Source organism: Psychrobacter sp. P11F6, from assembly GCF_001435295.1.
Classification (GTDB): domain Bacteria; phylum Pseudomonadota; class Gammaproteobacteria; order Pseudomonadales; family Moraxellaceae; genus Psychrobacter.
Genome location: NZ_CM003594.1, coordinates 3,183,472 through 3,204,273, shown reverse-complemented (window position 1 = coordinate 3,204,273; position 20,802 = coordinate 3,183,472). Strand labels below are relative to the sequence as shown.

The 20,802-nt window shown below is 43.6% G+C and carries 21 protein-coding genes; 9 read left to right on the top strand and 12 right to left on the bottom strand.

From position 1 onward, the window contains the following. Window positions 1–15: 15 nt before the first annotated feature. From AK822_RS13250 to lgt, 4 genes are all read right to left on the bottom strand, one after another. Window positions 16–369 (bottom strand): energy transducer TonB, encoded by a 354-nt coding sequence (locus AK822_RS13250; protein ID WP_060491969.1) that lies wholly within the window; start codon window positions 367–369, stop codon window positions 16–18. 11 nt (window positions 370–380) lie between these two features. Continuing rightward, on the bottom strand, window positions 381–950 hold the full coding sequence (locus tag AK822_RS13245; RefSeq protein WP_060491968.1) for a dihydrofolate reductase: 570 nt from the start codon (window positions 948–950) through the stop codon (window positions 381–383). A 76-nt stretch (window positions 951–1,026) separates the two neighbouring features. Next, a complete protein-coding gene (locus tag AK822_RS13240; RefSeq protein ID WP_045452435.1) occupies window positions 1,027–1,917 on the bottom strand; it encodes a thymidylate synthase in 891 nt (296 codons plus the stop codon). 74 nt (window positions 1,918–1,991) lie between these two features. Next, window positions 1,992–2,876, bottom strand: a complete 885-nt coding sequence (gene lgt / locus AK822_RS13235) for a prolipoprotein diacylglyceryl transferase (protein ID WP_060491967.1) — start codon at window positions 2,874–2,876, stop codon at window positions 1,992–1,994. A 277-nt stretch (window positions 2,877–3,153) separates the two neighbouring features. Here lgt and AK822_RS13230 point away from each other — a divergent pair, with 277 nt between their 5' ends. From AK822_RS13230 to AK822_RS13220, 3 genes are all read left to right on the top strand, one after another. Next, window positions 3,154–4,785 (top strand): DUF4139 domain-containing protein, encoded by a 1,632-nt coding sequence (locus tag AK822_RS13230; RefSeq protein WP_228139033.1) that lies wholly within the window; start codon window positions 3,154–3,156, stop codon window positions 4,783–4,785. Window positions 4,786–4,865: 80 nt separating this feature from the next. Then, complete coding sequence (locus tag AK822_RS13225; RefSeq protein ID WP_060491966.1) at window positions 4,866–5,762, top strand: NRDE family protein; 897 nt, start codon at window positions 4,866–4,868, stop codon at window positions 5,760–5,762. Between the two features lie 232 nt (window positions 5,763–5,994). Next, the gene (locus tag AK822_RS13220) at window positions 5,995–7,089 is read left to right on the top strand and encodes an NAD(P)-dependent alcohol dehydrogenase (RefSeq protein ID WP_060491965.1); all 1,095 of its coding nucleotides are present in this window, start codon (window positions 5,995–5,997) and stop codon (window positions 7,087–7,089) included. A gap of 96 nt (window positions 7,090–7,185) precedes the next feature. Here AK822_RS13220 and AK822_RS13215 read toward each other — a convergent pair whose 3' ends face one another. After that, window positions 7,186–7,707, bottom strand: coding sequence for an RNA pyrophosphohydrolase (locus AK822_RS13215; protein ID WP_045452438.1), 522 nt, complete (start codon window positions 7,705–7,707; stop codon window positions 7,186–7,188). 519 nt (window positions 7,708–8,226) lie between these two features. On the opposite strand from AK822_RS13215, the gene AK822_RS13210 reads away from it, so the two are divergent. Continuing rightward, complete coding sequence (locus AK822_RS13210; protein ID WP_055125345.1) at window positions 8,227–8,640, top strand: OsmC family protein; 414 nt, start codon at window positions 8,227–8,229, stop codon at window positions 8,638–8,640. 14 nt (window positions 8,641–8,654) lie between these two features. Further along, complete coding sequence (locus AK822_RS13205; protein WP_055125344.1) at window positions 8,655–9,080, top strand: MAPEG family protein; 426 nt, start codon at window positions 8,655–8,657, stop codon at window positions 9,078–9,080. 58 nt (window positions 9,081–9,138) lie between these two features. On the opposite strand, the gene AK822_RS13200 is transcribed toward AK822_RS13205, so the two are convergent. The 7 genes from AK822_RS13200 to AK822_RS13170 all read right to left on the bottom strand — a co-directional run bounded on the left by AK822_RS13200 (window position 9,139) and on the right by AK822_RS13170 (window position 15,449). Then, window positions 9,139–10,164 carry a tRNA dihydrouridine synthase gene (locus AK822_RS13200; protein ID WP_060491964.1) on the bottom strand — a complete coding sequence of 342 codons (1,026 nt, stop codon included), beginning with the start codon at window positions 10,162–10,164 and terminating at the stop codon, window positions 9,139–9,141. Window positions 10,165–10,268: 104 nt separating this feature from the next. Continuing rightward, window positions 10,269–11,768, bottom strand: coding sequence for a UvrD-helicase domain-containing protein (locus tag AK822_RS13195; RefSeq protein ID WP_060491963.1), 1,500 nt, complete (start codon window positions 11,766–11,768; stop codon window positions 10,269–10,271). A 217-nt stretch (window positions 11,769–11,985) separates the two neighbouring features. Continuing rightward, window positions 11,986–12,870, bottom strand: coding sequence for a twin-arginine translocase subunit TatC (gene tatC / locus AK822_RS13190; protein WP_060491962.1), 885 nt, complete (start codon window positions 12,868–12,870; stop codon window positions 11,986–11,988). Next, on the bottom strand, window positions 12,870–13,565 hold the full coding sequence (gene tatB / locus AK822_RS13185; RefSeq protein WP_060491961.1) for a Sec-independent protein translocase protein TatB: 696 nt from the start codon (window positions 13,563–13,565) through the stop codon (window positions 12,870–12,872). Before tatB ends, tatC begins: the two co-directional genes overlap by 1 nt. A gap of 41 nt (window positions 13,566–13,606) precedes the next feature. After that, window positions 13,607–13,849, bottom strand: coding sequence for a Sec-independent protein translocase subunit TatA (gene tatA, locus AK822_RS13180; RefSeq protein WP_060491960.1), 243 nt, complete (start codon window positions 13,847–13,849; stop codon window positions 13,607–13,609). Window positions 13,850–14,037: 188 nt separating this feature from the next. Further along, window positions 14,038–14,892: a bifunctional phosphoribosyl-AMP cyclohydrolase/phosphoribosyl-ATP diphosphatase HisIE gene (hisIE, locus tag AK822_RS13175; RefSeq protein WP_060491959.1), complete on the bottom strand. Its 855-nt coding sequence runs from the start codon at window positions 14,890–14,892 to the stop codon at window positions 14,038–14,040. Between the two features lie 113 nt (window positions 14,893–15,005). Next, complete coding sequence (locus tag AK822_RS13170) at window positions 15,006–15,449, bottom strand: acyl-CoA thioesterase (protein ID WP_060491958.1); 444 nt, start codon at window positions 15,447–15,449, stop codon at window positions 15,006–15,008. A 598-nt stretch (window positions 15,450–16,047) separates the two neighbouring features. On the opposite strand from AK822_RS13170, the gene rpmI reads away from it, so the two are divergent. The 4 genes from rpmI to pheT all read left to right on the top strand — a co-directional run bounded on the left by rpmI (window position 16,048) and on the right by pheT (window position 20,638). Then, window positions 16,048–16,245 carry a 50S ribosomal protein L35 gene (gene rpmI / locus AK822_RS13165; protein WP_010197866.1) on the top strand — a complete coding sequence of 66 codons (198 nt, stop codon included), beginning with the start codon at window positions 16,048–16,050 and terminating at the stop codon, window positions 16,243–16,245. 150 nt (window positions 16,246–16,395) lie between these two features. Beyond that, window positions 16,396–16,752: a 50S ribosomal protein L20 gene (gene rplT / locus AK822_RS13160; RefSeq protein ID WP_025651520.1), complete on the top strand. Its 357-nt coding sequence runs from the start codon at window positions 16,396–16,398 to the stop codon at window positions 16,750–16,752. A 344-nt stretch (window positions 16,753–17,096) separates the two neighbouring features. Next, window positions 17,097–18,152: a phenylalanine--tRNA ligase subunit alpha gene (gene pheS / locus AK822_RS13155; protein ID WP_087945654.1), complete on the top strand. Its 1,056-nt coding sequence runs from the start codon at window positions 17,097–17,099 to the stop codon at window positions 18,150–18,152. Window positions 18,153–18,223: 71 nt separating this feature from the next. Further along, complete coding sequence (gene pheT / locus AK822_RS13150) at window positions 18,224–20,638, top strand: phenylalanine--tRNA ligase subunit beta (RefSeq protein ID WP_060491957.1); 2,415 nt, start codon at window positions 18,224–18,226, stop codon at window positions 20,636–20,638. Window positions 20,639–20,802 lie beyond the last annotated feature (164 nt).

The window sequence follows — 20,802 nt, the reverse complement described above, 5'->3', positions numbered from 1 at the left end:
TAGGGTAAACAGTTTCTAATGTATTACATAGGTAATGGGTACAGTAACTTTTGTTGTAATAAACTCATTATCCTTAGTACCGGCTTTGAATATTATTTTTCTAGCATCACGTAGAGCACTTCGGTCTAATGACACGACGCCTGATGACTCAGTAACAGAAATGGAACTAATTTGACCAGATTTATTAATCAATATGCTCAGGACAACTTCATATTCCTCACCAGCTTTCAAACGTCTAGCTGCTCTGTGTGGAACTGTGAACTGAGGTTGACGCAATATTTCAGCAGGCTTAATAACAGGCTCTCTTATCGCTAGACTCTGACAGCCCGATAGTAATATGCCAGTAAAGATAAAGGTTAGTAGTTTCATAACCAGCTGACCTAGTCTGCTTTTATTTTATAAGTCACAAATTTAAAGTCTAAGTCACTTTTTTCATCGTGCATTTTCTCAGATTCTTCGGCCACTTCAAACTCATTTGGCAATTCAGGATAAAATGCATCGCCATCCGTAATCTCAGTATCGACGTGGGTCAGCTCAATGCGATCGGTATACATCAACGCATCGCTAAACACGCGCTCGCCACCAATCACCCAAATGGTATCCAGATGCGCACCATGTGCCAGACTTGCCGCTTGCGTTAATGCATCATCTAAATTGTGCACCACATAAGCATTGCTTTTATCGACCAAACCTTTTTGTTCGGCATAATCTAGCTGGGTGCTGATGATGAAACTCACGCGTTTTGGCAAAGGCTTGCTGCCCATTGATTCAAACGTCTTACGACCCATAATGACGATACCTTGTATACCACCGTCATTTTCTTTGGTCGTCATGCTTTTAAAATGCTGCAAATCTGCTGAGATATGCCACGGTAGCTCATTATCTTTGCCGATACAGCGGTTGCTACTGATAGCTGCGATTTGGGCAACTTCGGTGTGGGCATAACTCATAACGTATCCTTTTTATTGTCTTTAATATGCTACTTGCATTTGCTGCATTTATTTAAAACTTTCAATCAAACTAAAGTTAGACTGCAACCTTTGCCTTAATCGCAGGATGCGACTCGTAACCATCAACGCTAATGTCTTCGTATTTGAATGCAAAGATATCTTTCACATCAGAATTAAGCGTCAGCGTTGGTAGCTTATAAAGCTCACGCGTCAGTTGCAGCTCAACTTGCTCGCGGTGGTTTTGATAAATATGACAATCGCCACCTGTCCAAATAAATTCGCCCACTTCTAATCCGCATACTTGCGCGACCATATGGGTCAGCAAGGCATAACTGGCAATATTAAATGGCACGCCTAGGAATAAATCTGCTGAACGCTGATAGAGCTGGCATGACAGTTTATTATCCGCCACAAAGAACTGAAATAGCGTATGACAAGGCGGCAGCGCAACTTGATCTGCTTCACCGGGATTCCAACCAGACACAATCAAACGTCTTGAATTGGGATTGGTTTTTATTTGTTCAATGACTTGGGTGATTTGATCGACACCATCGTTATTGTAGCTCCCATCTTCACGCTGGCTTGCGCCATAATTGCGCCACTGATGACCATAGACAGGGCCTAAATCACCAGCAGGGCGATTAAAGCGTGCCGTCTGTTCAGCCGTTGACCACTCATTCCAAATACGTACGCCATTGGCTTGTAGATAATCAACATGCGTACTGCCACTTAAAAACCAAAATAGCTCATAGACGATAGATTTAAAGTGGACTTTTTTGGTGGTTAATAATGGAAAACCGTCGGCTAAATTAAAACGTAGCTGCGCGCCAAAGTGGCTCAGCGTACCAGTGCCAGTACGATCGCCTTTTTCAGTGCCTTCAGTGAGGACAAGATGCAGCAAATCTAGATAGGCTTGCTCATTTTTACGCTGCTTGTTGTTACTAATAATGGAGTTACTCATGGTCATAAAATTGCTCTTCTACGCTATTAAAACGCATAGTTGTATTGTTTTTTAACAGGCTACTTGATGTGAATTAGTGCTTAATAAGCCGACTGCTTACCCCAGTCATAGATACCGCGTTTGTAAGCGTATACCAGCATGATGAAACCAATAATAATCATGGGAGCGCTGAGTATCTGCCCTTTGGTCATCCAGCCTAGTAATACAAATCCTTGGTCCGCATCGGGTTGGCGGAAAAACTCAATGATGAAGCGGCTGATGCCATAACCCAATAAAAATACTGCCGATGCTGCCATACGTGGGCGCGGTTTTGATGAATACCACCATAGAAATAGGAATAATAATAACCCTTCAGCAAGTGCTTCATACAGCTGTGAGGGATGACGAGGTAGCAAATACTGCCCATTTACTTCAAGCATCAACTCTTGCAGCTCAGGGTTGGTTTGCAATTGCTGCATATCAGTAGCAGCCGCTTGCGGGAAGTAGGTAAGCCAGTTGTAGCCACCGTTAGAGACGCGGCCCCATAGCTCGCCATTGATATAATTGCCAATACGACCAAATAATAAGCCCGTTGGCACACAAGGAACGATAAAGTCCAGCACCTGAAAGGGGGTCTTTTTATACTTACGGGCAAAATATAACATGCTCAATAAGACACCAATCATGCCGCCATGGAAAGACATACCGCCTTCCCAGACTTTGAAAAGGTAAGCGGGGTTTTGTAAAAATTCACCGAATTGATAAAACAATACATAGCCGACACGACCGCCCAAAATGACGCCAAGTGCGCCAAAAAATACCAAGTCGGACACCATGTCAGTGTTCCAATTGTCACGTTTGGTACTGCGATACCAAGCCAGACCAAAGGCGGCGGCAAATGCTAATAAATACATTAGGCCATACCAGTGCACTTCTACTGGACCCAAAGACAGCGCTACAGGATCGTACTGAGGATGTATCATCATAAGGGCATCATAAATTTGGTAATAGAATGCTGCTCATAATAGCAAAAATAGCCAGTGAGGCATACCAAATTACGGTGAGGCTCATCTCATGGTAACAACTTATCTGCTACGGGTAACATCTAGAAAGAAAGCCAGAAAACCGCTAAGATATAAAAAAGCTGCTGAAAATAAATGCCATCATAAATATTGCATCATTATATTTAATGAAGCGTTAGATACTGCGCGCTTGCGCTAATGCACCGTATTAATGGATTAACCGTATTTTTAAGGAATGATTATGCAAGCTAAGTTATCAAAAGTAGCAATACTACCTAATTTTTTACCCTCTAAAAAACAGTTGACGCCACTGGGTTTATTTGGCTTAGCGGCTTTAGCTTTGACTCCTGCTCAGGCAGCGAACAGTAGTATTGAGCAAGTGACCATTTATCAGGGCTTAGCTAGCGTGACTCGTGCGTTACCAATCAATGGTAACGGTGAGCAGACACTGGTTTTTTCTTGTCTGTCCCCTTATATCGATAAAGACAGTGTGAGCGTACAAGCAGCAAAAGGCATCAATATTGGTGAAGTCAGTATCGAGACTTTAAGCGATGAGCAAGCAGCACAGTGTCAGTATCAAGGTGAGGCGAGAGTGCAGACACAGCAAGATAATTTGGCAGTTATCAATGCTGAGTTAGAAGCGGCACGCTTAGCTAAAGCTTACTTGCAGAATTTAACCAAGGTCACGCAAATCAGTACAGATGGCACGCTTGCCAATAATGCGCGCGATCTGGAAACCCAAGCGGTCAGTATCAATAAACGCATACTAGAAATTCAGCAGCGCCAAGCCCGTGCACAAGATGCGCTCAACCAACTAATGGCGGGCAGCGCGACTTCCACTCAAAATAGTGTGACTCAAGTGAGTGTACGTACTGCCAGTCGAGTACCAAGCAGTGTGAAACTGCACTATCAAGTACGCGGCGCGGGTTGGGAGCCAACGTATCAAGCAAGGCTGAATACTGAAACCAAGCAATTAAATATCATTGCCTCTGCGGTTATTGCCCAGCAGACAGGAGAAAACTGGCTCAATGTCCCTTTGATGCTAAGCTCTGTCAATCCCAATCAAAACACGACCAGCCAATTGCCACGAGTTGAGCGTTTCTCGCTATATGAAGAAGATAGAGAAAACCGGACTATATCTGTACCACCTATGGCGGAAAACATGCCTGTTGTGGTATCTGCAAGAGACAGCTATGGCGGTGCCTCGACACCTAACATGGCACCGCTGCCAAGCTTTACCGTTAGCAGTCAGAATAAAAACGGCATTACCGAATACCGCTTGCCGCAGCGTATTAGTATTCCAAGCGATGGCAGGCGTGTACGGACGGTCATTGATGAGCAGTCGGGCAGTAGCAAGCTATGGATTCGTAGTACGCCGAGTGTGGAGGCAGCTGGCTATTGGTATGCATCCGCACCGTTTTTGACACCAGCTTGGGTAGATGGTTCGCTACAGTTATACCGTGATGATAATTATGTCGGGCAGGCGCGCTATAATTATCAAGCGCTCAAAGAGCAAGGTATCGGTTTTGGTATTGACCCTAATACCATCGTAAAGCAGATAGCTGATGAAGATAAGCAGGGTGATAAAGGCGCTTTCAATCGCACGCAAACCTTGACTAAAACACAAGCGTATCAATTTACCAATCAGCACAACCGACCTATGCATTTACAAGTATTAGGCAGTGAGCCAATTAGCCGCGACGATAGTCTTAAAGTAACCGTCACTCATACACCGCCAGTGACTGAGCGTGACTGGAATGACAATAAAAGCATGGTTGCGTGGGAGTTCGATTTACCAAGCAAACAATCAAAAGTCATACAGTCGACCTCTCAGATTAGTTATCCTGCTAGCAAAAACTTATCAGTGAACTAAGTTCAAACCGAAATCAAGCTTGGCTGTTTGCTAAGCAATGACATGTTACTAAGCATATTTTTAGTAAAATTAGGAGTCTTATGTGTATTGTCGCCATTGCTTGGCAACTCTTTGATGAGCTGCCTTTGGTGCTATTGTCCAATCGCGATGAGTTTTTGCAGCGTCCGACAGAGCTGCTACATCAATGGGAAGATAAGCCTGTTTTTGCAGGACGCGATGTACAAAGTGGCGGTACTTGGCTGGGTATTCATCAACAGCCCCATCAAGCCAATCATCAAGGTAGTCATCAATACAGTCATCAAGTGCCTCAAGAGTATTATCAGCAAAACGGACGTTGGGCTGCGGTATTGAATTTTCGCGATGGCGTGCAGGCAAGCTCTGATGAGCGCTCACGCGGGGCGCTAGTCACGGATTTCTTAACCAGTGATATCAGCCCGATGGAGTTTGCACGGCAGATTAGTTTGCAAAACTATGCTGGGTTCAATCTCATTATTGGTGATATGACACAAGCCGTTATTGTCAATAATCGTGGTCATGCTCCTATGCCACTATATGCAGGACTGCATGTCATTTCCAATGGTCAGCCTGAGGACAGCTGGTTTAAAACTGAAAAACTGCGAGGTAGGCTGCGCCAAGAAGTATTGCCACTAATCGCTGAGAATAGTGAACCTGAGTACTGGCAAGAAGCTGCCTTTGCGGTATTGTCTGACAATACGCAAGCGCCAGTGGATAAGCTGCCGGAGACTGGAGTGGCTGTTGAGATTGAGCAGATTCTGTCTTCTATTTATATAGAGCCTGTCGCTTTTAATCATACGCAAAATAATTTGCCCACTTATGCGACACGTACCCAAAGCATTTTAACCCTAAAATGTCATTCTCAGTTGGCAGATTTAGCAGTGGATGAGATTGCTAGATTAGTAAGCCGAGAGTGTCAGCATGATAATTATAAAGAATGTCAGCATGATAGTCATAAGTAGCCTATGGGTTTTTAATCTATTAGCTTTTTCATCTACTCTTAATGAGGCTCACGTACAATTTTCATGAGAAGTTTGATACTACAGTTTTAATATCTAACAATAGAGAATCAACAATCCCTTTATTAAAGAATGGATTTCACTTTAAATTACTATTTATATGGCGTAAGATAAATATAGATATCACTAAAGTTCATACCAGTTGAGTAAATGATTATAAAACAAGGAGTGTGAAATGAGCATGATGAAGTCATTGATATTTATTGAACCAGGTAAAATTGAAATTGTAGATAAAAAAATCCCTGATGTCGGCCCTAATGATGCCTTGATAAAAATTACGACCACGACCATTTGTGGTACTGATATCCATATCTTTAAAGGTGAGTATGCCGTTGCAAAAGGCTTAACCATTGGTCACGAGCCAGTAGGTATCATTGAAAAGCTTGGTAGCGCAGTCATGGGCTATGAAGAAGGGCAGCGAGTCATTGCTGGCGCCATTTGCCCAACGTTTACCTCCTATGCCAGTCAAGATGGTTTCCCTTCACAAGACGGTGGTTATCTTGATGCAGATGGTAGATGTTCTTGCCACGGTTATAAAGCCACAGGCGGCTGGCGTTTTGGTAATCACATTGACGGTACGCAAGCAGAGTATGTGCTAGTGCCAGATGCGCAGGCCAATCTATGTCCAGTGCCAGATGGACTGACGGATGAGCAAGTGTTGATGTGCCCTGACATTATGTCGACAGGCTTCAAAGGCGCAGAAAACGCCAATATTCAGATCGGTGATGTGGTTGCTATATTTGCACAAGGACCTATCGGTTTATGCGCTACTGCTGGAGCAAGGATTAAAGGCGCGTCACTGATTATCGCTGTCGATGGCAATAATGAACGTTTGGACATGGCAAAAAAACTAGGAGCAGATATTACTCTAAACTTCACGGAAGTTGACGTGGTTGATGAGATCATGAAAATCACTGGTGGTCGCGGGGTGGATAGCAGTATCGAGGCGTTAGGTTTACAGTCTACGTTCGAGAAATGTCTCAAAATATTAAAACCAGGCGGTACACTCTCAAGCTTGGGTGTGTATTCTGAAGATTTAGTCATTCCAATGGCTCATTTCGCCTCTGGTCTTGGCGATCATACGATAAGAACGGCTCTCTGCCCAGGAGGTAAAGAGCGTATGCGCCGATTGATGAATGTCATCGAGTCGGGTCGAGTAGATTTATCAGAGATGGTGACGCATACCTATGCCTTGGATGATATTGTAGAGGCCTATGACTTGTTCATGCATCAGCGTGACGGCGTACTAAAAATTGCTATCAAGCCATAATTATTCCGCAAGATATAATCGCTATATAATAGAAGAGCCTGCATCTAAAGTATACAGGCTCTTCTATTAGGTGTTACTTTTAATCAAAATATCATTTCATCCTATCAACAAGTGATTGTCTTGTTCAGGGATAATCAGCTCTTGCCTTAGAGGTAGCTCAGGCACTAGCTCTTGCAAAGCGCGGCGGTATACCCCGCGTTTAAAGTGAATCACTTGTCCAAGTGGATACCAGTAACTGACCCATTGCCAATGATCAAATTCTGGTTTGCCCTCATCAAAGCGGATATGTTGAGTGTTCGTCTCATCTAAGCGTAGCAAAAACCATTTCTGTTTTTGCCCAATACATAAAGGGTGCTGTCCATGCCGCACATAGCGTTTTGGCAGACGATAACGCAACCAATCTTGCGTCACTGCCAATAAGTCTACATGACGCGGATGCAGGCCGACCTCTTCCCAGAGCTCGCGATACATCGCATCCATCGGCGTCTCCCCACGGTCGATACCGCCTTGTGGGAACTGCCAAGCGTTGTGACCAATACGTTTTGCCCACAGAACCTGCCCTTGTGTATTTGCCAAGATGATGCCGACATTGGCGCGAAAGCCGTCTGCATCTATCATGATTAAACCTTTTTAATTTATTTAAAATAGCTTATTTTGAGCTAGAACCGTGACAGCAATCATAATTATTATAAGGTGATGGTTGTCGATATTAGGTCAAAATAAGATTCATTACCGTTATTAAACCAAGAAACAAGCAAAATGTGTAACAGTATTTTGCTATAAAATGTTTCACGAGCTTAACTGTTTAAAATCAACCAGTTATAATTAAACTTTTGTAATGTTTTTTGGGGAATCTTACTGCAAAGATAGGTTCGAACTATAAGAGGGTAGGTTTGAATAATAAACAGTAGGCGGTGTATGAATGTGAATTCACTGCTAAGAAAATTTTAGTAAAAAGGTTTAATTAAAAATAAGGCTGCAAAAGACAAATAGGTGAGCCATTCATAATGATAATGATTTTGGATGATAAGGGCTCGATAAAATGTGCCATTGGCTTATGCTACACTAGCCAAGTAAAACATATTGCCAGAAAATAAAAATCGGGCAACGAGCTAATTAAAATAAGGAATGGTCAAGATGTCAGAGTCAAAAGCAAGTGTAACGTGGCAAGAAAACAAAGCATTTATGGGCGTGTCACCATCAGGGCATAATGTACAGATCGATGCCGATAAAGAAAAAGGCGCAAGTCCGATGGAGCTGATTCTATTGGGGCTTGGTGGTTGTGCTAGCTATGATGTGGTAGCGATTTTACAAAAATCGCGCCAAGAGGTGACAGACGTACGTTGTGAGCTTACCGCTCAGCGTGCTGAAACTGTACCAGCTGTCTATACTGACATTCACATGCATTTTGTGGTGACAGGTCAAGATGTCAAAGAAAGCCAAGTAGAGAAGGCCATAAAACTGTCCGCAGAAAAATACTGCTCAGCCAGTAGAATGTTGGTACAAGGTGGGGTGAACGTCACCCATGATTTCGAAGTGATTGCAGGGTAGGGGCAAGTATACTAATGAATGCACTTCTGGAATTAGTCTCTGATACCGCAGCGTCCGCCATTTGGGCGATGGTCATAGCAAGTTTACTACCGCTTGCCATGGCATTGACAGCGAAAGCTATTGGCGGCTTTAATTTGGCTGACAATGCCCATCCACGTGATTTTTTACAAGGTACGACGGGCGCGGCCGCACGTGCTAACGCTGCCCAGCAAAACAGCTATGAAACTTTGCCAATATTTTTGGCGGCTGTTTTAACGGCGATGTTATTCTTTGTACCACAATCGATTATCAATATACTGGCTTGGTTGTACGTGCTGATTCGTATCGGTTTTTGCGTGGCTTATATTACTAATTTGGCGACGTTTCGCTCCATACTTTGGGTGTTATCGATTGCCTGTTGTTTGATGCTATTCTATTTAGCGATTAGAGTGAGTATTTAATATTAGTCGTTAGACAGCTTAGTTTTAAAACAGATTGGCTTTAAGATAAAAGCAGCTATTATTGGCGCACACTGGCTTGCAGTGCACTAATGATAGCTGCTTTATTTTTTTCTCTTTTAATACTGTCCCATAAAACTTTTGCTTCGCTATAGCCTTTGATGAGCATTGCTAACCACTGCTTGTAACGACCAACCAAGATAACTTCAGTTTTAGCCTGACCTTCCAAAAATCTTATCTGATGGGTGACCATCGCTTCCCACGACAACGTTGCCGCACTTAGCAGGGCATCATCTGAACCGCAATCAACACGAGCAACCAAATCTGGACGGGTAACCGCGCCGCGACCTAACATCAAATGTTTTGTACCAGCTTGCGTCATACAGTTTTGCGCGTGCTCTGCATTCCATATTTCACCGTTGGCAATGACTGGAATATCGAGCGCATTAAAACTTTGGATTTTGTCCCAATAGGCTGGTGGCTTATAGCCTTGGGTTTTGGTTCGTGCATGAATAGTTAGCCAATCAGTACCACTGTCGCTAATCGCAGCTTTAATATCATCCATACGACTGGTATCGGTGTAACCTAAACGAATTTTGGCTGATACTGGAATATGAACGGGAACAGCTTGCCGCACCGCGCTGATAATCTGATACATGGTTTCGGGTTCATCCAACAATACGGAACCACCACGGTGGCTATTGACCGTCTTGGCAGGACAACCAAAGTTGATGTCAATCGCTGGCGCACCAAGCTCGGCAGCATAAGCGGCATTTTCTGCCATGAGTTGCGCTTCACTGCCAAGCAACTGGATATGAATAGGCGTGCCAGAGGCAGTTTTAGCATCATGACGCAATTCTGGAACGTATTTATAAAATACATGCGCTGGCAATACATGCTGAGTCACACGGATAAATTCGCTAACCGACCAATCATAGGGGCGACCTAAATCTGCCGCAATCTGCGTTAGGATTTGCCGCATCAATGGATCGGTTAGGCCTTCCATTGGCGCAAGTAAGCGGACAGGATTGGCAAATAACTGACGGATGGTGTTTTGACGTATTTGAAGTTGCTGATTAGTATTCATGCTTGTTGTTCACTGCTAAAAGGGTGCTATTAAAGGATTGCCATAAATACAGGTAGGCTAGAGGTTTAGGGTGGCAAATACAGAGAGTGACTAACTGAGAAAAATTAAGTATTACCAAAAATCACTTTTTTGCCTGTCTGCAAACCAGATATCAAGTCTTTAATATTATGGATGTCCAAATTGCTCTGGGCACGTGTGCAAGCGACGTAGAGCAAACGCAACTCTTCAGGGCTGATCTTGATCGCATTGGTCGTCACATCATAATAGAAATCATCATCGAGCTGTACCTTTCCCCATTCGAGCCCTTTGGCCTTATGGGCAGTGGAGATAACATAGTCAGCATTTTCGATACTGGTGAGACTATTGACCGCTTGGCTCAGGACATTGGTGCCATGATCATCGACCAATTTCACCAGAGTTTTTAGATCGCTGCCTTCATTGGTTTCAGAATACTCTTGAACGTCACCCCAATTATAAAAATACGCCAGTTCGGGTACGCCGTACGCAGACTTACCGTTTTTTAAATTTTCGGCTGCCTGACAGAATTTAAGCATACGATCGGTATCCGCTTGTAGTGCCACACGGTGACCGAGCTTGAGTCCAGTCAATAGTTGCGACATTGCTGCCGCATTGGTGCGGCAAAGAATGGCATCTTTTTTACTATGTAACATGCCCTTATCAGTAGAGGATTGCTTATTAGGATTGCCTTTTAACGGGACATCTTCTTGCAATGCTTTGAGCAAAGTATTGGCAATCTCAGCAATCGGTTCGCCAAAGCGAAAAGACTGCGTCAATAAGGTTTGCGGTAAAGGTAATTTTTTCATGGCATTGACTGCGCCGCGCCATTCATAAATCTGCTGATGAGCGTCACCCACATAAATCACTTGCCGTGGCTGCTGGGTCAAAATTCCCATCATTAATGGATCTGCATCCTGCGCTTCATCAAACAAAATAAAATCTGCTGGAATGCTTGGTTTTGATAATGCCCAAAGTTTCAGATAAATATCATGCCCGATACCAGCTGGATGGCGCGCATCAATCGACTGTAGCCAGCGTTGCTCAACGGCAGGGTAGAGCATTTCGCGCAGCTGCTCGGCATCTGACTCATCGAGCCAACTTGGAAATTCAATATGCCTTGGTGCAGGATAACTGGCATGCGTACTACAAAAATTGCTGACGGCGTCACTGACAAAACGCGATAATCGGGCTGGAGTAAGGGTAATATATTTGTTTATACCATCCATTTGCCGACGCACTTGCACGGGCTGCAAACCCAAATCATCACCCAGACGTTTGGGTGAAAAACGCGGCAACGACAGCTTAGCAGTGATATCACGGGCGACATGACGATAGGCAAGCGAATGAAAAGTGCGACATTCCACATGTGGTGGAAACTTTGAGCGTGCATCATTGGCAATTGTTTTGTTAAAGGCTAAATATAAGCCGCGTCCACGCAAACGCTCACCAATCAGTTTTAAGGTCGTCGTTTTACCAGCACCCGCATAAGCCACTACTTTAAATGACTTGTGATCCATCGCCATGTTGAGCGCGCTTAGTTGCTCATCAGTGGGATCGCTCATATAAGCTGGCATAGATGCGGACATAAAAAATTACCTAAAAGAGTAAAACGGATCAAAAATGACGGGGGTAAAAAAAGCCACTGCATAGACAATGGCTGACTCGTCATATGCACTTGCAAAATATTTGCAAGTGCATATGACAATAATACAAAAACTGATAGAAAATAAAGGTGGAAATAAGAGGTTATAGTAACAGATTAGCGCGTTGGCTGTTTTTGGAATAAGTGCCTGATTAGCGATGTTATTCTTTACTTAACCCTGTATCGCTTGCTAAGGCAGGACTGTGTTCTTCTTTAATTAATACTTTTGCTAAAAATAATCCTAGCTCAAACAACAACCACATCGGAATGGCGAGCATCAACATCGACACCCCATCAGGCGGTGTCACGACCGCAGCAACGGCGAAACAGCCGACAATAATATAACGGCGTTTATCTTCTAAGCTCTGAATGGAGACGACGCGAGTCAATATCAATAGCAAGGTGACGACTGGAATCTCAAAGGTTAAACCAAATACCATAAAGAGTTTGAGTGCAAAACTTAAATAACTATCGATATCGGTCATTGGCAAGACGTTCTGCGGCGCGAACATAATAAAAAATTTGAGAACGCCTTTGAGGACAATAAAATAAGAGAAAGCCACACCCGCATAAAATAAAAATATAGAGGACATCAAAACGGGAATGGCGATTTTTTTCTCTTTTTTATATAAACCGGGTGCGACAAACGACCAGATTTGATACAAAATGTAGGGCATTGCAAAGAATGCTGCGACAAAAACAGTCAGGCGTATCGGTGCCATAAAGTTGGAAGTGATATCCGTCGCGATCATCGTTGCGTTGGCAGGTAACTGAGCAACCAATGGGTTGGACAAAAAATCATAGAGCTCGCGTGAAAATCCGACCAAGGCTAAAAATATGACCAGTACGGCAACACATATCTTAATCAAATGACGACGTAGGTCAATTAAGTGCTCAGTAATAGGCATATCACCAAGTGAGCTTAAGATATCGCCAGAGTCCTCAGTATTGCTGTCGACATTACCATCAATGGTAGCTGTTGAGGTCTCAATATCTGAATCCGCGACTTTTTCTTGACGGCTTTTTTTACGTTTAAATAAGCCCACTAATGACTCTCCTGCTCATTAACAGAAGCCTGTTTAGGTAAAGGACTGTCTATATGGCTGTTTAGTAAGATATCGGCTTTATAATTTGGTAAGTAGGGCGGTTGCGGCAAACGACGCGCTTTATCATAAGCACCAAGACGAAACCACATATTTTCCCACGGTCTAGTTGTGATGGTTTGAGACACTGGATTGGCGCTATCGTTACAGTCAGTTTTTGGACTATCATTATCACCTTGTGCCGATGACTGTTCAGGGCTTTCTGGTTTCTCAGCCTGTCTATTACTGTCATAGGCGTAGTCAAACGCTTTTGGCTGCACTGGTCGATTATCATCATTCTCACTACTGGCTTGACTACTTTGACTAGGCGTATTGTCATTGCCTGGATCACGCGATGCTTTTAAATGCTGGTTTTGCGAGGATTCAAACTCTTGCATACTGCCGCGCATCTCCGCCATCTCACGCCTCATATCTGCTTCAGTCTGGCGAATTTTGGCCAGCTCTTTTTGCATAAGCTGGCGGGTCTCTGCCAAATCAAGCTCAGCTTCGATTTCAGATTGCAGGGTGGATACCGTGCGGCGAATTTTGGCATACCATTGCCCAGCGGTACGCGCTGCCTGTGGCAGTTTTTCTGGTCCCAAGACGATTAGGGCGATAACACCAAAGAGGAGTAGTTCAGAAAAGCCGATATCAAACATAATGTTCCGATGTCATTGTATAAAAGGTCACTGTCTAGAGGCTATACATTATGCGTGTCATCAACCTTGGTGGTTGTTGGGCGCTCTTCAGTGTGTGCATTGCCATCATGATCGAGCACCACATGCTTTTTAACATGCTCAGTATTTTCGTCTTTGACCGCTTCTTTGAAGCCTTTGACTGCGCCGCCCAAATCTTTGCCAGCATTTCTAAGCTTTGAGGTGCCAAATACGACCACCACTACCACCAATAAAATCAGCCAATGCGTAATAGAAAAACTACCCATAAAGGTATCCTTGTGTCTTGGTTTTCAGTCTTTGTATGCCTACTTTGGGTGTATCGAATATCGTTATACTCAATAAACAGCCTTGGCATACAATGCGAAGTAAAACAGAGCTATATTATAACCTGCACTTGTGACAAAAAGGTGAAATCAACAATAATCAAACAGGGCAATCGCCAAGCTTATAGAAACTATCGCGCCGCCTTTTCATCGATACCTGATAGACCAAAACGTCGACCTAGCTCGTTTAATACCGCATCCGACTCAATATCGAACCACGCCAGTCCTACTAATGTATGAAACCAGACATCGGCCACCTCATAGATAAGCTCGTGACGAGCGTCATCATATTGCGCTTTATTACTATTTTCGTCGCAATTGGCAAAATCTTTGGCGGCAATGATACTTTCAGTACTCTCTTCACCAACTTTCTCTAGAATTTTATTTAAACCCTTTGCGTATAAGCTTGCCACGTACGAGCTATCAGCATCCGCTTGTTTACGCTCTGCCAATACACCGTCAAGCTGCTGCAAAATAGAGCGATTGGTAGTTTCGTTGTCATGGTGACTGTGCTTGGCATCTGAAGGGATTACATCGTGAGCCTGCGTCTCGTTACTTTTAGGAATGGCTTTTGCTGTATCGCTTGAATGATAAATATCAGCAGGGTCTTTTAATACCTTATCGACGGTTTGCCATTCCGGCGTTTGGCCCGACAAATCTAAACGCTGATAGAAGCAAGACTCGCGACCAGTATGGCAAGCGATACCGCCAGCCTGAGTGACACTAAGGACAATCACGTCTGCATCACAGTCCAAGCGAATATCATGTACGGTCTGAGTATGACCCGATGACTCGCCCTTATGCCACAATTTGGCACGTGAGCGCGAAAAATAAACCGCTGTCTGCGTTTGCGCAGTTAACTGTAGTGCTTCGGCATTCATCCAAGCCATCATCAAAATACGCCCAGACTTATGATCTTGAGCAATTGCAGGAATCAAACCATCATCATTAAATTTTATGGCAGCCAGCCAAGCAGGTAAAGTCATAATATATCTGTCTTCTTATTTATATAGAAATCAAAGGGGAATAAATGAATCGTAACGGATTCTATCTATGGTCTGAATAAAAAAGCGGTTGGCGTTAGGGCATGTCCTCAATATCAAATTCTATAGAGATGTGGGTACAGCGCTTCTTTCATGATTTTATCAAGCGCAATCGACTTATTGAGGCGAAAGTCATAATTGACAAAATGCTGCCGCGCCTTGGCTACTGTTTCTCCAGTATGCATACGGGTAATTTTTATCACTATAGTGCCACCATTATCGTATAACGGCTCAACGCCTACTTCAAATAATAGCTCTTCACGCGCCCGTATGCGACTGACAATACTTAGCTGTAACTCATTGATAATTAAACCGTGATAATCTGCATCGATCTCTTTAATACCTTTAGAGTAAAAAAATCTCTGCCGCGCCTCACATAGCAATGCCGTCAATGATTCGAGCGTCAGGTACTGAGCCATATCAAGCTCAATATGACGCACACGCATCACTGTTTCAAAGACAAATATGTCGTTATCAAAGTCTAATTCTTGTTTTGACACGTTATCTCCTAGATTGATTGCAGGCTATGAGTTCTACTAATCATGGTGTAGGTTGGTAGCGTCATCATCGTACGATAGGCGCTCGATAAGTGTGATAAATAACTTTGTATTATTAACGCTCAGCTTATAATAAGGTTCAGTCTCTACTTAAGCACAGCTTAAGCTGACATTCAATCTATTTGGCGGTAAATCCGCAGTTTTATGAGTGTTTTGACTAAAATCTTTATGAATGGGCTCATACCCATTATCCACTGTCATGCCTACTAGGGCGTATCATCATTTTAAAAATGATGATAAGAATGATATAAATTGCAGTCAAACAAGGAAAATAGCGCAAATAATATCGAGATATGAATCAACTATTTGACGTAGCTTGGCAAAATCTAACCGTTTTTAGTCCGTTTATTTGCTTTTGTTCAGATTGAGGACACGCCCTAGGCGAGGCGTAAAAGTTTCCTTGGCAAAACAGTGCATTATCTGCTAAAATACCGCCTCCCACCTCGAGGCAAATAGAGGTTTAGTGGGTGTTTTTACAGCCACTATTCGTTATTAACTATTTGACGACCAGGTTCTATCAAAGACAAAGAGGCAAATCATCATGAAAGTTAAGATGAAAACCAGAAGCGGTGCAGCTAAACGCTTCAAAAAAACAGCGAACGGCTTCAAGCGTAAGCAAGCAAACAAAAGCCATATCTTGACCAAGAAATCAGCTAAGCGTATTCGCCAGTTGCGCGGTCTAAAGATGGTGGACAAGTCTGACGAAGCAGCAGTTCGTCGCATGTGCCCATACATCTAGTAGGCTATCGTCATTTAGCTTTAATTAAGTGCTGTTTAATTTATAGCGACTATATTAAAAATATCTGACTTTGCAATCTGATAGCGATGTCTACTATTCGATGACATCGTGATTCGTTTAATAATGATTAAAGAAATCTTGGAGTAATTTATGGCCCGTGTAAAACGTGGTGTACAGGCGAATCGTCGTCACAAAAAAATCCTAAAACGCGCAAAAGGCTACTACGGTGCCCGTTCACGTGTTTACCGCGTAGCGGTACAAGCAGTGACCAAAGCTGGTCAATATGCTTATCGTGACCGTCGCAACAAAAAACGTACCTTCCGTCGTCTTTGGATTGCACGTATCAATGCTGGTGCACGCTTAAACGGTTTAAGCTACAGCCGCTTTATCAATGGCATGAAATTGGCTAACATCACTGTCGATCGTCGCGTACTTGCTGACATCGCTATGCATGATGCAGCGACTTTCACAGCGTTGGTTGAAAAAGCAAAAGCGGCATTAGCATAAATATTAACCTTCCTTTAGGGTTGCTGCTTGTTTAGTCAGAATTTACAAGTAGTTATCTATATGGACAGGGATAATATTGATTAATAGTATGATATTAATAAAAGCTACCGCTGGTCGGTGGCTTTTTTTATATCACATTATCTAATGTTACCGCATTTTTTGAGCACCAGCGCTAAATATGCTTTGTTGAGATAGCTTTTATTATCGTCTAAATATTCAAGCCATTCATATCACTGGTATTATTTTTGAATGACTGGGTAAATGGTTTGCAATATTTGGTCAAATCCCTACAATTACCAATCACTATTATTAATAGTCCGTTTAAATCAGGAAGAATGCATCTTATGACTACCCCTGCTGCTACCACCGATTTGTCGGCGCTACCGACCTTGTCCACAGAGCTAAGCGAGCTTAATGAAGCTCAACTAAATGAGTTGGCCAGTGCCGCTGAAGCCTTGGTTCTACAAGTAAATGATGTGCGTGCGTTGCAAGATTTGCGTGTGCAATTGACCGGTAAAAAGAGCCCATTAACTGGCTGGTCAAAGCAGATGGGTAAACTCAGCAGCGACGATAAAAAAACCTACGGCGGCTGGTTACACCAAGTTCGTAGCCGTATTCAAGATGCGTTGACAGCGCAGCAGCAGCAGCTAGAAGGGGCTGCATTAAATGCTAAGCTTGCAAGCGAAAGTATTGATATCACCTTGCCTGCTCGCGGTGGTCAAAAAGGTCATTTGCATCCAGTGACCATGATTACCCAGCGTATGCAGCAGTATTTTATACAAGCAGGTTTTAACGTTGCTACTGGTCCTGAAGTCGAAAGCGACTATTATAACTTTGAGGCGCTTAATATTCCGTCGCATCATCCAGCACGCGCGATGCACGATACCTTCTATTTTGATGCGCATTATCTACTGCGTACGCATACCAGCCCCGTGCAGATTCGCACCATGGAAAAGAATGAACCGCCTATTCGCATTATTTGCCCAGGTCGCGTTTATCGCAATGACTCGGATCAAACGCATTCGCCGATGTTCCATCAGCTAGAAGGGCTTATGGTTACTGAGTCGAGCACTTTTGCTGAGCTAAAGGGTCTGATTAGTGAGTTCTTGGAAGCATTTTTTGCCAAAGAATTGACTGTACGTTTCCGTCCGTCATTTTTCCCATTTACTGAGCCGTCAGCTGAAGTGGATATTCTCGATGACAATGGTAAATGGCTTGAGGTTATGGGCTGCGGTATGGTACACCCACAAGTACTGACCAACTGCGGTATTGATGCCGAAAAATATACTGGCTTTGCTTTTGGAATGGGGATTGAGCGCTTCGCGATGTTATATTATGGTATCGATGATTTGCGTTTATTTTTCCAAAATGACGTACGCTTTTTAAAGCAGTTTGGCTAGATTTTATTATTTAATAATACCTCTACCTTTACTCCAAAACCTTTATTATAAAATTCTGATCTGAGATATTTATGAAAATTAGCGAACAGTGGCTACGTCAATGGGTAAACCCCAACAATACCAGTGAGCAATTGGCCGAACAACTCACGATGGCAGGACTTGAGATTGATGATCGCTATGCGGTTGCCCGTGCCTTTAGTGGTGTGGTTGTCGGTGAAGTCATCAGCGTTGAGCAGCATCCAGATGCCGATAAACTGCGCGTTACGCAGGTTAATATTGGTGCCGCTGAGCCATTACAAATTGTCTGCGGTGCACCCAATGTGACTGTTGGTATGAAAGCACCCGTTGCTACCGTTGGTGCCGTATTGCCAAGCGATGACAAGAAAGGCTTCACAATTAAAAATGGTAACCTACGTGGTGTCGACTCTAACGGTATGCTGTGCGGCGCGTCTGAAATTGATTTAGTCGATGACATTGATGGTCTGCTTGAATTGCCAGCAGATGCACCAATTGGTATGGATATCCGTGAGTATTTAGGTTTAGACAATCAAATCTTAGACATCTCTATCACGCCAAATCGCGGTGATTGCTTTAGTGTACGCGGTATTGCACGCGAAATATCAGTTATCAATGATTTGCCAATGCAGCTGCCTGAGATTCCTACCAATGTGGTAGTTACTGATAACGGTACTTATACTGCTACGCCAGCGGTAACGGTTAGTGCAATTGAAGCGTGCCCACGCTATTTACTACAATCAATCAGCAATATTGATCGTAGTATCGATACGCCAAAGTGGATGCAAGATGCGCTGGTTCAATCAGGACTACACTCGCACAACTTTTTGGTTGATGTGACCAACTATGTGTTGATGGAATTGGGTCAGCCGCTACATGCTTTTGATGCCGATACTATCGAGGGTGATATCGTTGTGCGTTTGGCACAGCCTGAAGAAACGATTGTCTTATTGAATGAGCAAACCATTACCTTAACCGGTGATGAATTGCTCATCGCTGATGATAAAGGCGCACTTGCACTTGCCGGAATCATGGGCGGTCAGCGTAGTAGTGTCACTGATAGCACCACCAATATTGTTGTAGAAAGCGCTTTCTTTGGTCAGCTAGCTATTGCCGCGCGCGCACGTCGTTTTGGGTTACATACCGATGCCTCACAACGTTTTGAGCGTGGGGTAGACTTTGAGTTACCAGAGCTGGCACTGGCACGTGCTGTTGATTTGATTACTAGCGTTACTGGTGGGCAAGCCGGACAAATAGTAAAAGCAGAAAGCAGTGAGTATTTACCAGCTCGCGCACCGATCACTTTACCAATTGCTAAAGTTCGTGATGTCATCGGTATTGAGATTGAGCCAGCAGTGATGGTTCGTATCTTAACCCAATTGGGCTTTGAGATAGTGCAGCAAGCCGATAGCCTGATTTGCACGCCGCCATCGTATCGCTTTGACATGAGTATCAAAGAAGACCTCATCGAAGAAATTGCGCGTATCTATGGCTATGACAATATTCCAAGCGTGTTGCCGCATTTGCAAGTCAGCATGGATTATGACGATACCGCAGACTTGACACACGAGATGAAGCTCGCGCTGGTCGATAATGGCTATATGGAAGCCATTAGCTTTAGCTTTAGTGACGCAAAAATAGAAGCCTTGCTTGATGATAAAGCTCTAGGAGAAGTGTTGGCACTGGCCAATCCTATCTCTAGTGACTTAGCCGTGATGCGCCGTACTTTGTTATCAAGCTTATTACCTTGCGTGCAGTACAATCTCAATCGTCAGCAGCCGCGCGTGCGTTTCTTTGAAACAGGGCTTAGCTTTGTTGGTCAAAGTATTAGTGAGTTGGTGCAGACACCAAGTATTGCGTTAGTAGCAGTTGGCGATGTCTGGGACGAGCAAGCGTATCAAAACCGTGCGTTAGACTTTTATGATCTTAAGCATGATATTGAGCAGTTATTACCTGCACAAATGGATAGCGCCCGTATTCGCTATGAGCGCAGTGAGCTTGCTTTCTTGCATCCAGGTCAAAGTGCTAAGCTCTATATTGATGATGAATATATTGGTTGGTTGGGTCAATTGCATCCTAACACGGCTAAGCAGTTAGATTTGCCGGCTACGTGGGTTGCTCAATTATCACTTGCGCCATTACTGACCCTTGCCCGTGAGCAGCATACCATCACCACCCCAAGCAAATTTCCACAAGTACGCCGTGATATTGCCATTTTAGTAGACAGCGAGATCAGCTTACAGACATTAGAGTCGACGATACGCGCGGCAGCTGGTGAGCTATTGGCTGATCTGTGGTTGTTTGATGTGTATCAAGGCGACAACGTGCCAGCTGGTCAGCGCTCATTAGCTTTTGCGCTAATATGGCAAGACAATGCACAAACGCTATCTGATGACGCCATTAAAACCGCGACTGACAAAGTGGTGCAAGCACTAACTGAGCAACATGCTGCAAAGTTGCGTGACAGCTAACATATAACTCTTATCATAGACATGCTCTGTAGCCTCACTCTTCAAGAGGCTATAGGGCATTGCTATTTATAAGAATTATGATTTTATAAAATTTTTTTTCATAAAAATAGTTAAGTGGTTATTAATAAAGGATTTTAAAGCAGTCTTTGTTAAAAAGAGGTTAG

Coding starts and splice junctions, on each gene's coding strand:
- AK822_RS13230 (WP_228139033.1), top strand. CDS start 3,154: ATGCAAGCTAAGTTATCAAAAGTAGCAATACTACCTAATTTTTTACCC.
- AK822_RS13205 (WP_055125344.1), top strand. CDS start 8,655: ATGAATGCACTTCTGGAATTAGTCTCTGATACCGCAGCGTCCGCCATT.
- tatB (WP_060491961.1), bottom strand. CDS start 13,565: ATGTTTGATATCGGCTTTTCTGAACTACTCCTCTTTGGTGTTATCGCC.
- pheT (WP_060491957.1), top strand. CDS start 18,224: ATGAAAATTAGCGAACAGTGGCTACGTCAATGGGTAAACCCCAACAAT.
- hisIE (WP_060491959.1), bottom strand. CDS start 14,892: ATGACTTTACCTGCTTGGCTGGCTGCCATAAAATTTAATGATGATGGT.
- pheS (WP_087945654.1), top strand. CDS start 17,097: ATGACTACCCCTGCTGCTACCACCGATTTGTCGGCGCTACCGACCTTG.
- rplT (WP_025651520.1), top strand. CDS start 16,396: ATGGCCCGTGTAAAACGTGGTGTACAGGCGAATCGTCGTCACAAAAAA.
- AK822_RS13200 (WP_060491964.1), bottom strand. CDS start 10,164: ATGAATACTAATCAGCAACTTCAAATACGTCAAAACACCATCCGTCAG.
- AK822_RS13245 (WP_060491968.1), bottom strand. CDS start 950: ATGAGTTATGCCCACACCGAAGTTGCCCAAATCGCAGCTATCAGTAGC.
- AK822_RS13195 (WP_060491963.1), bottom strand. CDS start 11,768: ATGTCCGCATCTATGCCAGCTTATATGAGCGATCCCACTGATGAGCAA.
- lgt (WP_060491967.1), bottom strand. CDS start 2,876: ATGATGATACATCCTCAGTACGATCCTGTAGCGCTGTCTTTGGGTCCA.
- AK822_RS13210 (WP_055125345.1), top strand. CDS start 8,227: ATGTCAGAGTCAAAAGCAAGTGTAACGTGGCAAGAAAACAAAGCATTT.
- AK822_RS13215 (WP_045452438.1), bottom strand. CDS start 7,707: ATGATAGATGCAGACGGCTTTCGCGCCAATGTCGGCATCATCTTGGCA.
- AK822_RS13250 (WP_060491969.1), bottom strand. CDS start 369: ATGAAACTACTAACCTTTATCTTTACTGGCATATTACTATCGGGCTGT.
- tatA (WP_060491960.1), bottom strand. CDS start 13,849: ATGGGTAGTTTTTCTATTACGCATTGGCTGATTTTATTGGTGGTAGTG.
- rpmI (WP_010197866.1), top strand. CDS start 16,048: ATGAAAGTTAAGATGAAAACCAGAAGCGGTGCAGCTAAACGCTTCAAA.
- AK822_RS13220 (WP_060491965.1), top strand. CDS start 5,995: ATGAGCATGATGAAGTCATTGATATTTATTGAACCAGGTAAAATTGAA.
- AK822_RS13240 (WP_045452435.1), bottom strand. CDS start 1,917: ATGACCATGAGTAACTCCATTATTAGTAACAACAAGCAGCGTAAAAAT.
- AK822_RS13225 (WP_060491966.1), top strand. CDS start 4,866: ATGTGTATTGTCGCCATTGCTTGGCAACTCTTTGATGAGCTGCCTTTG.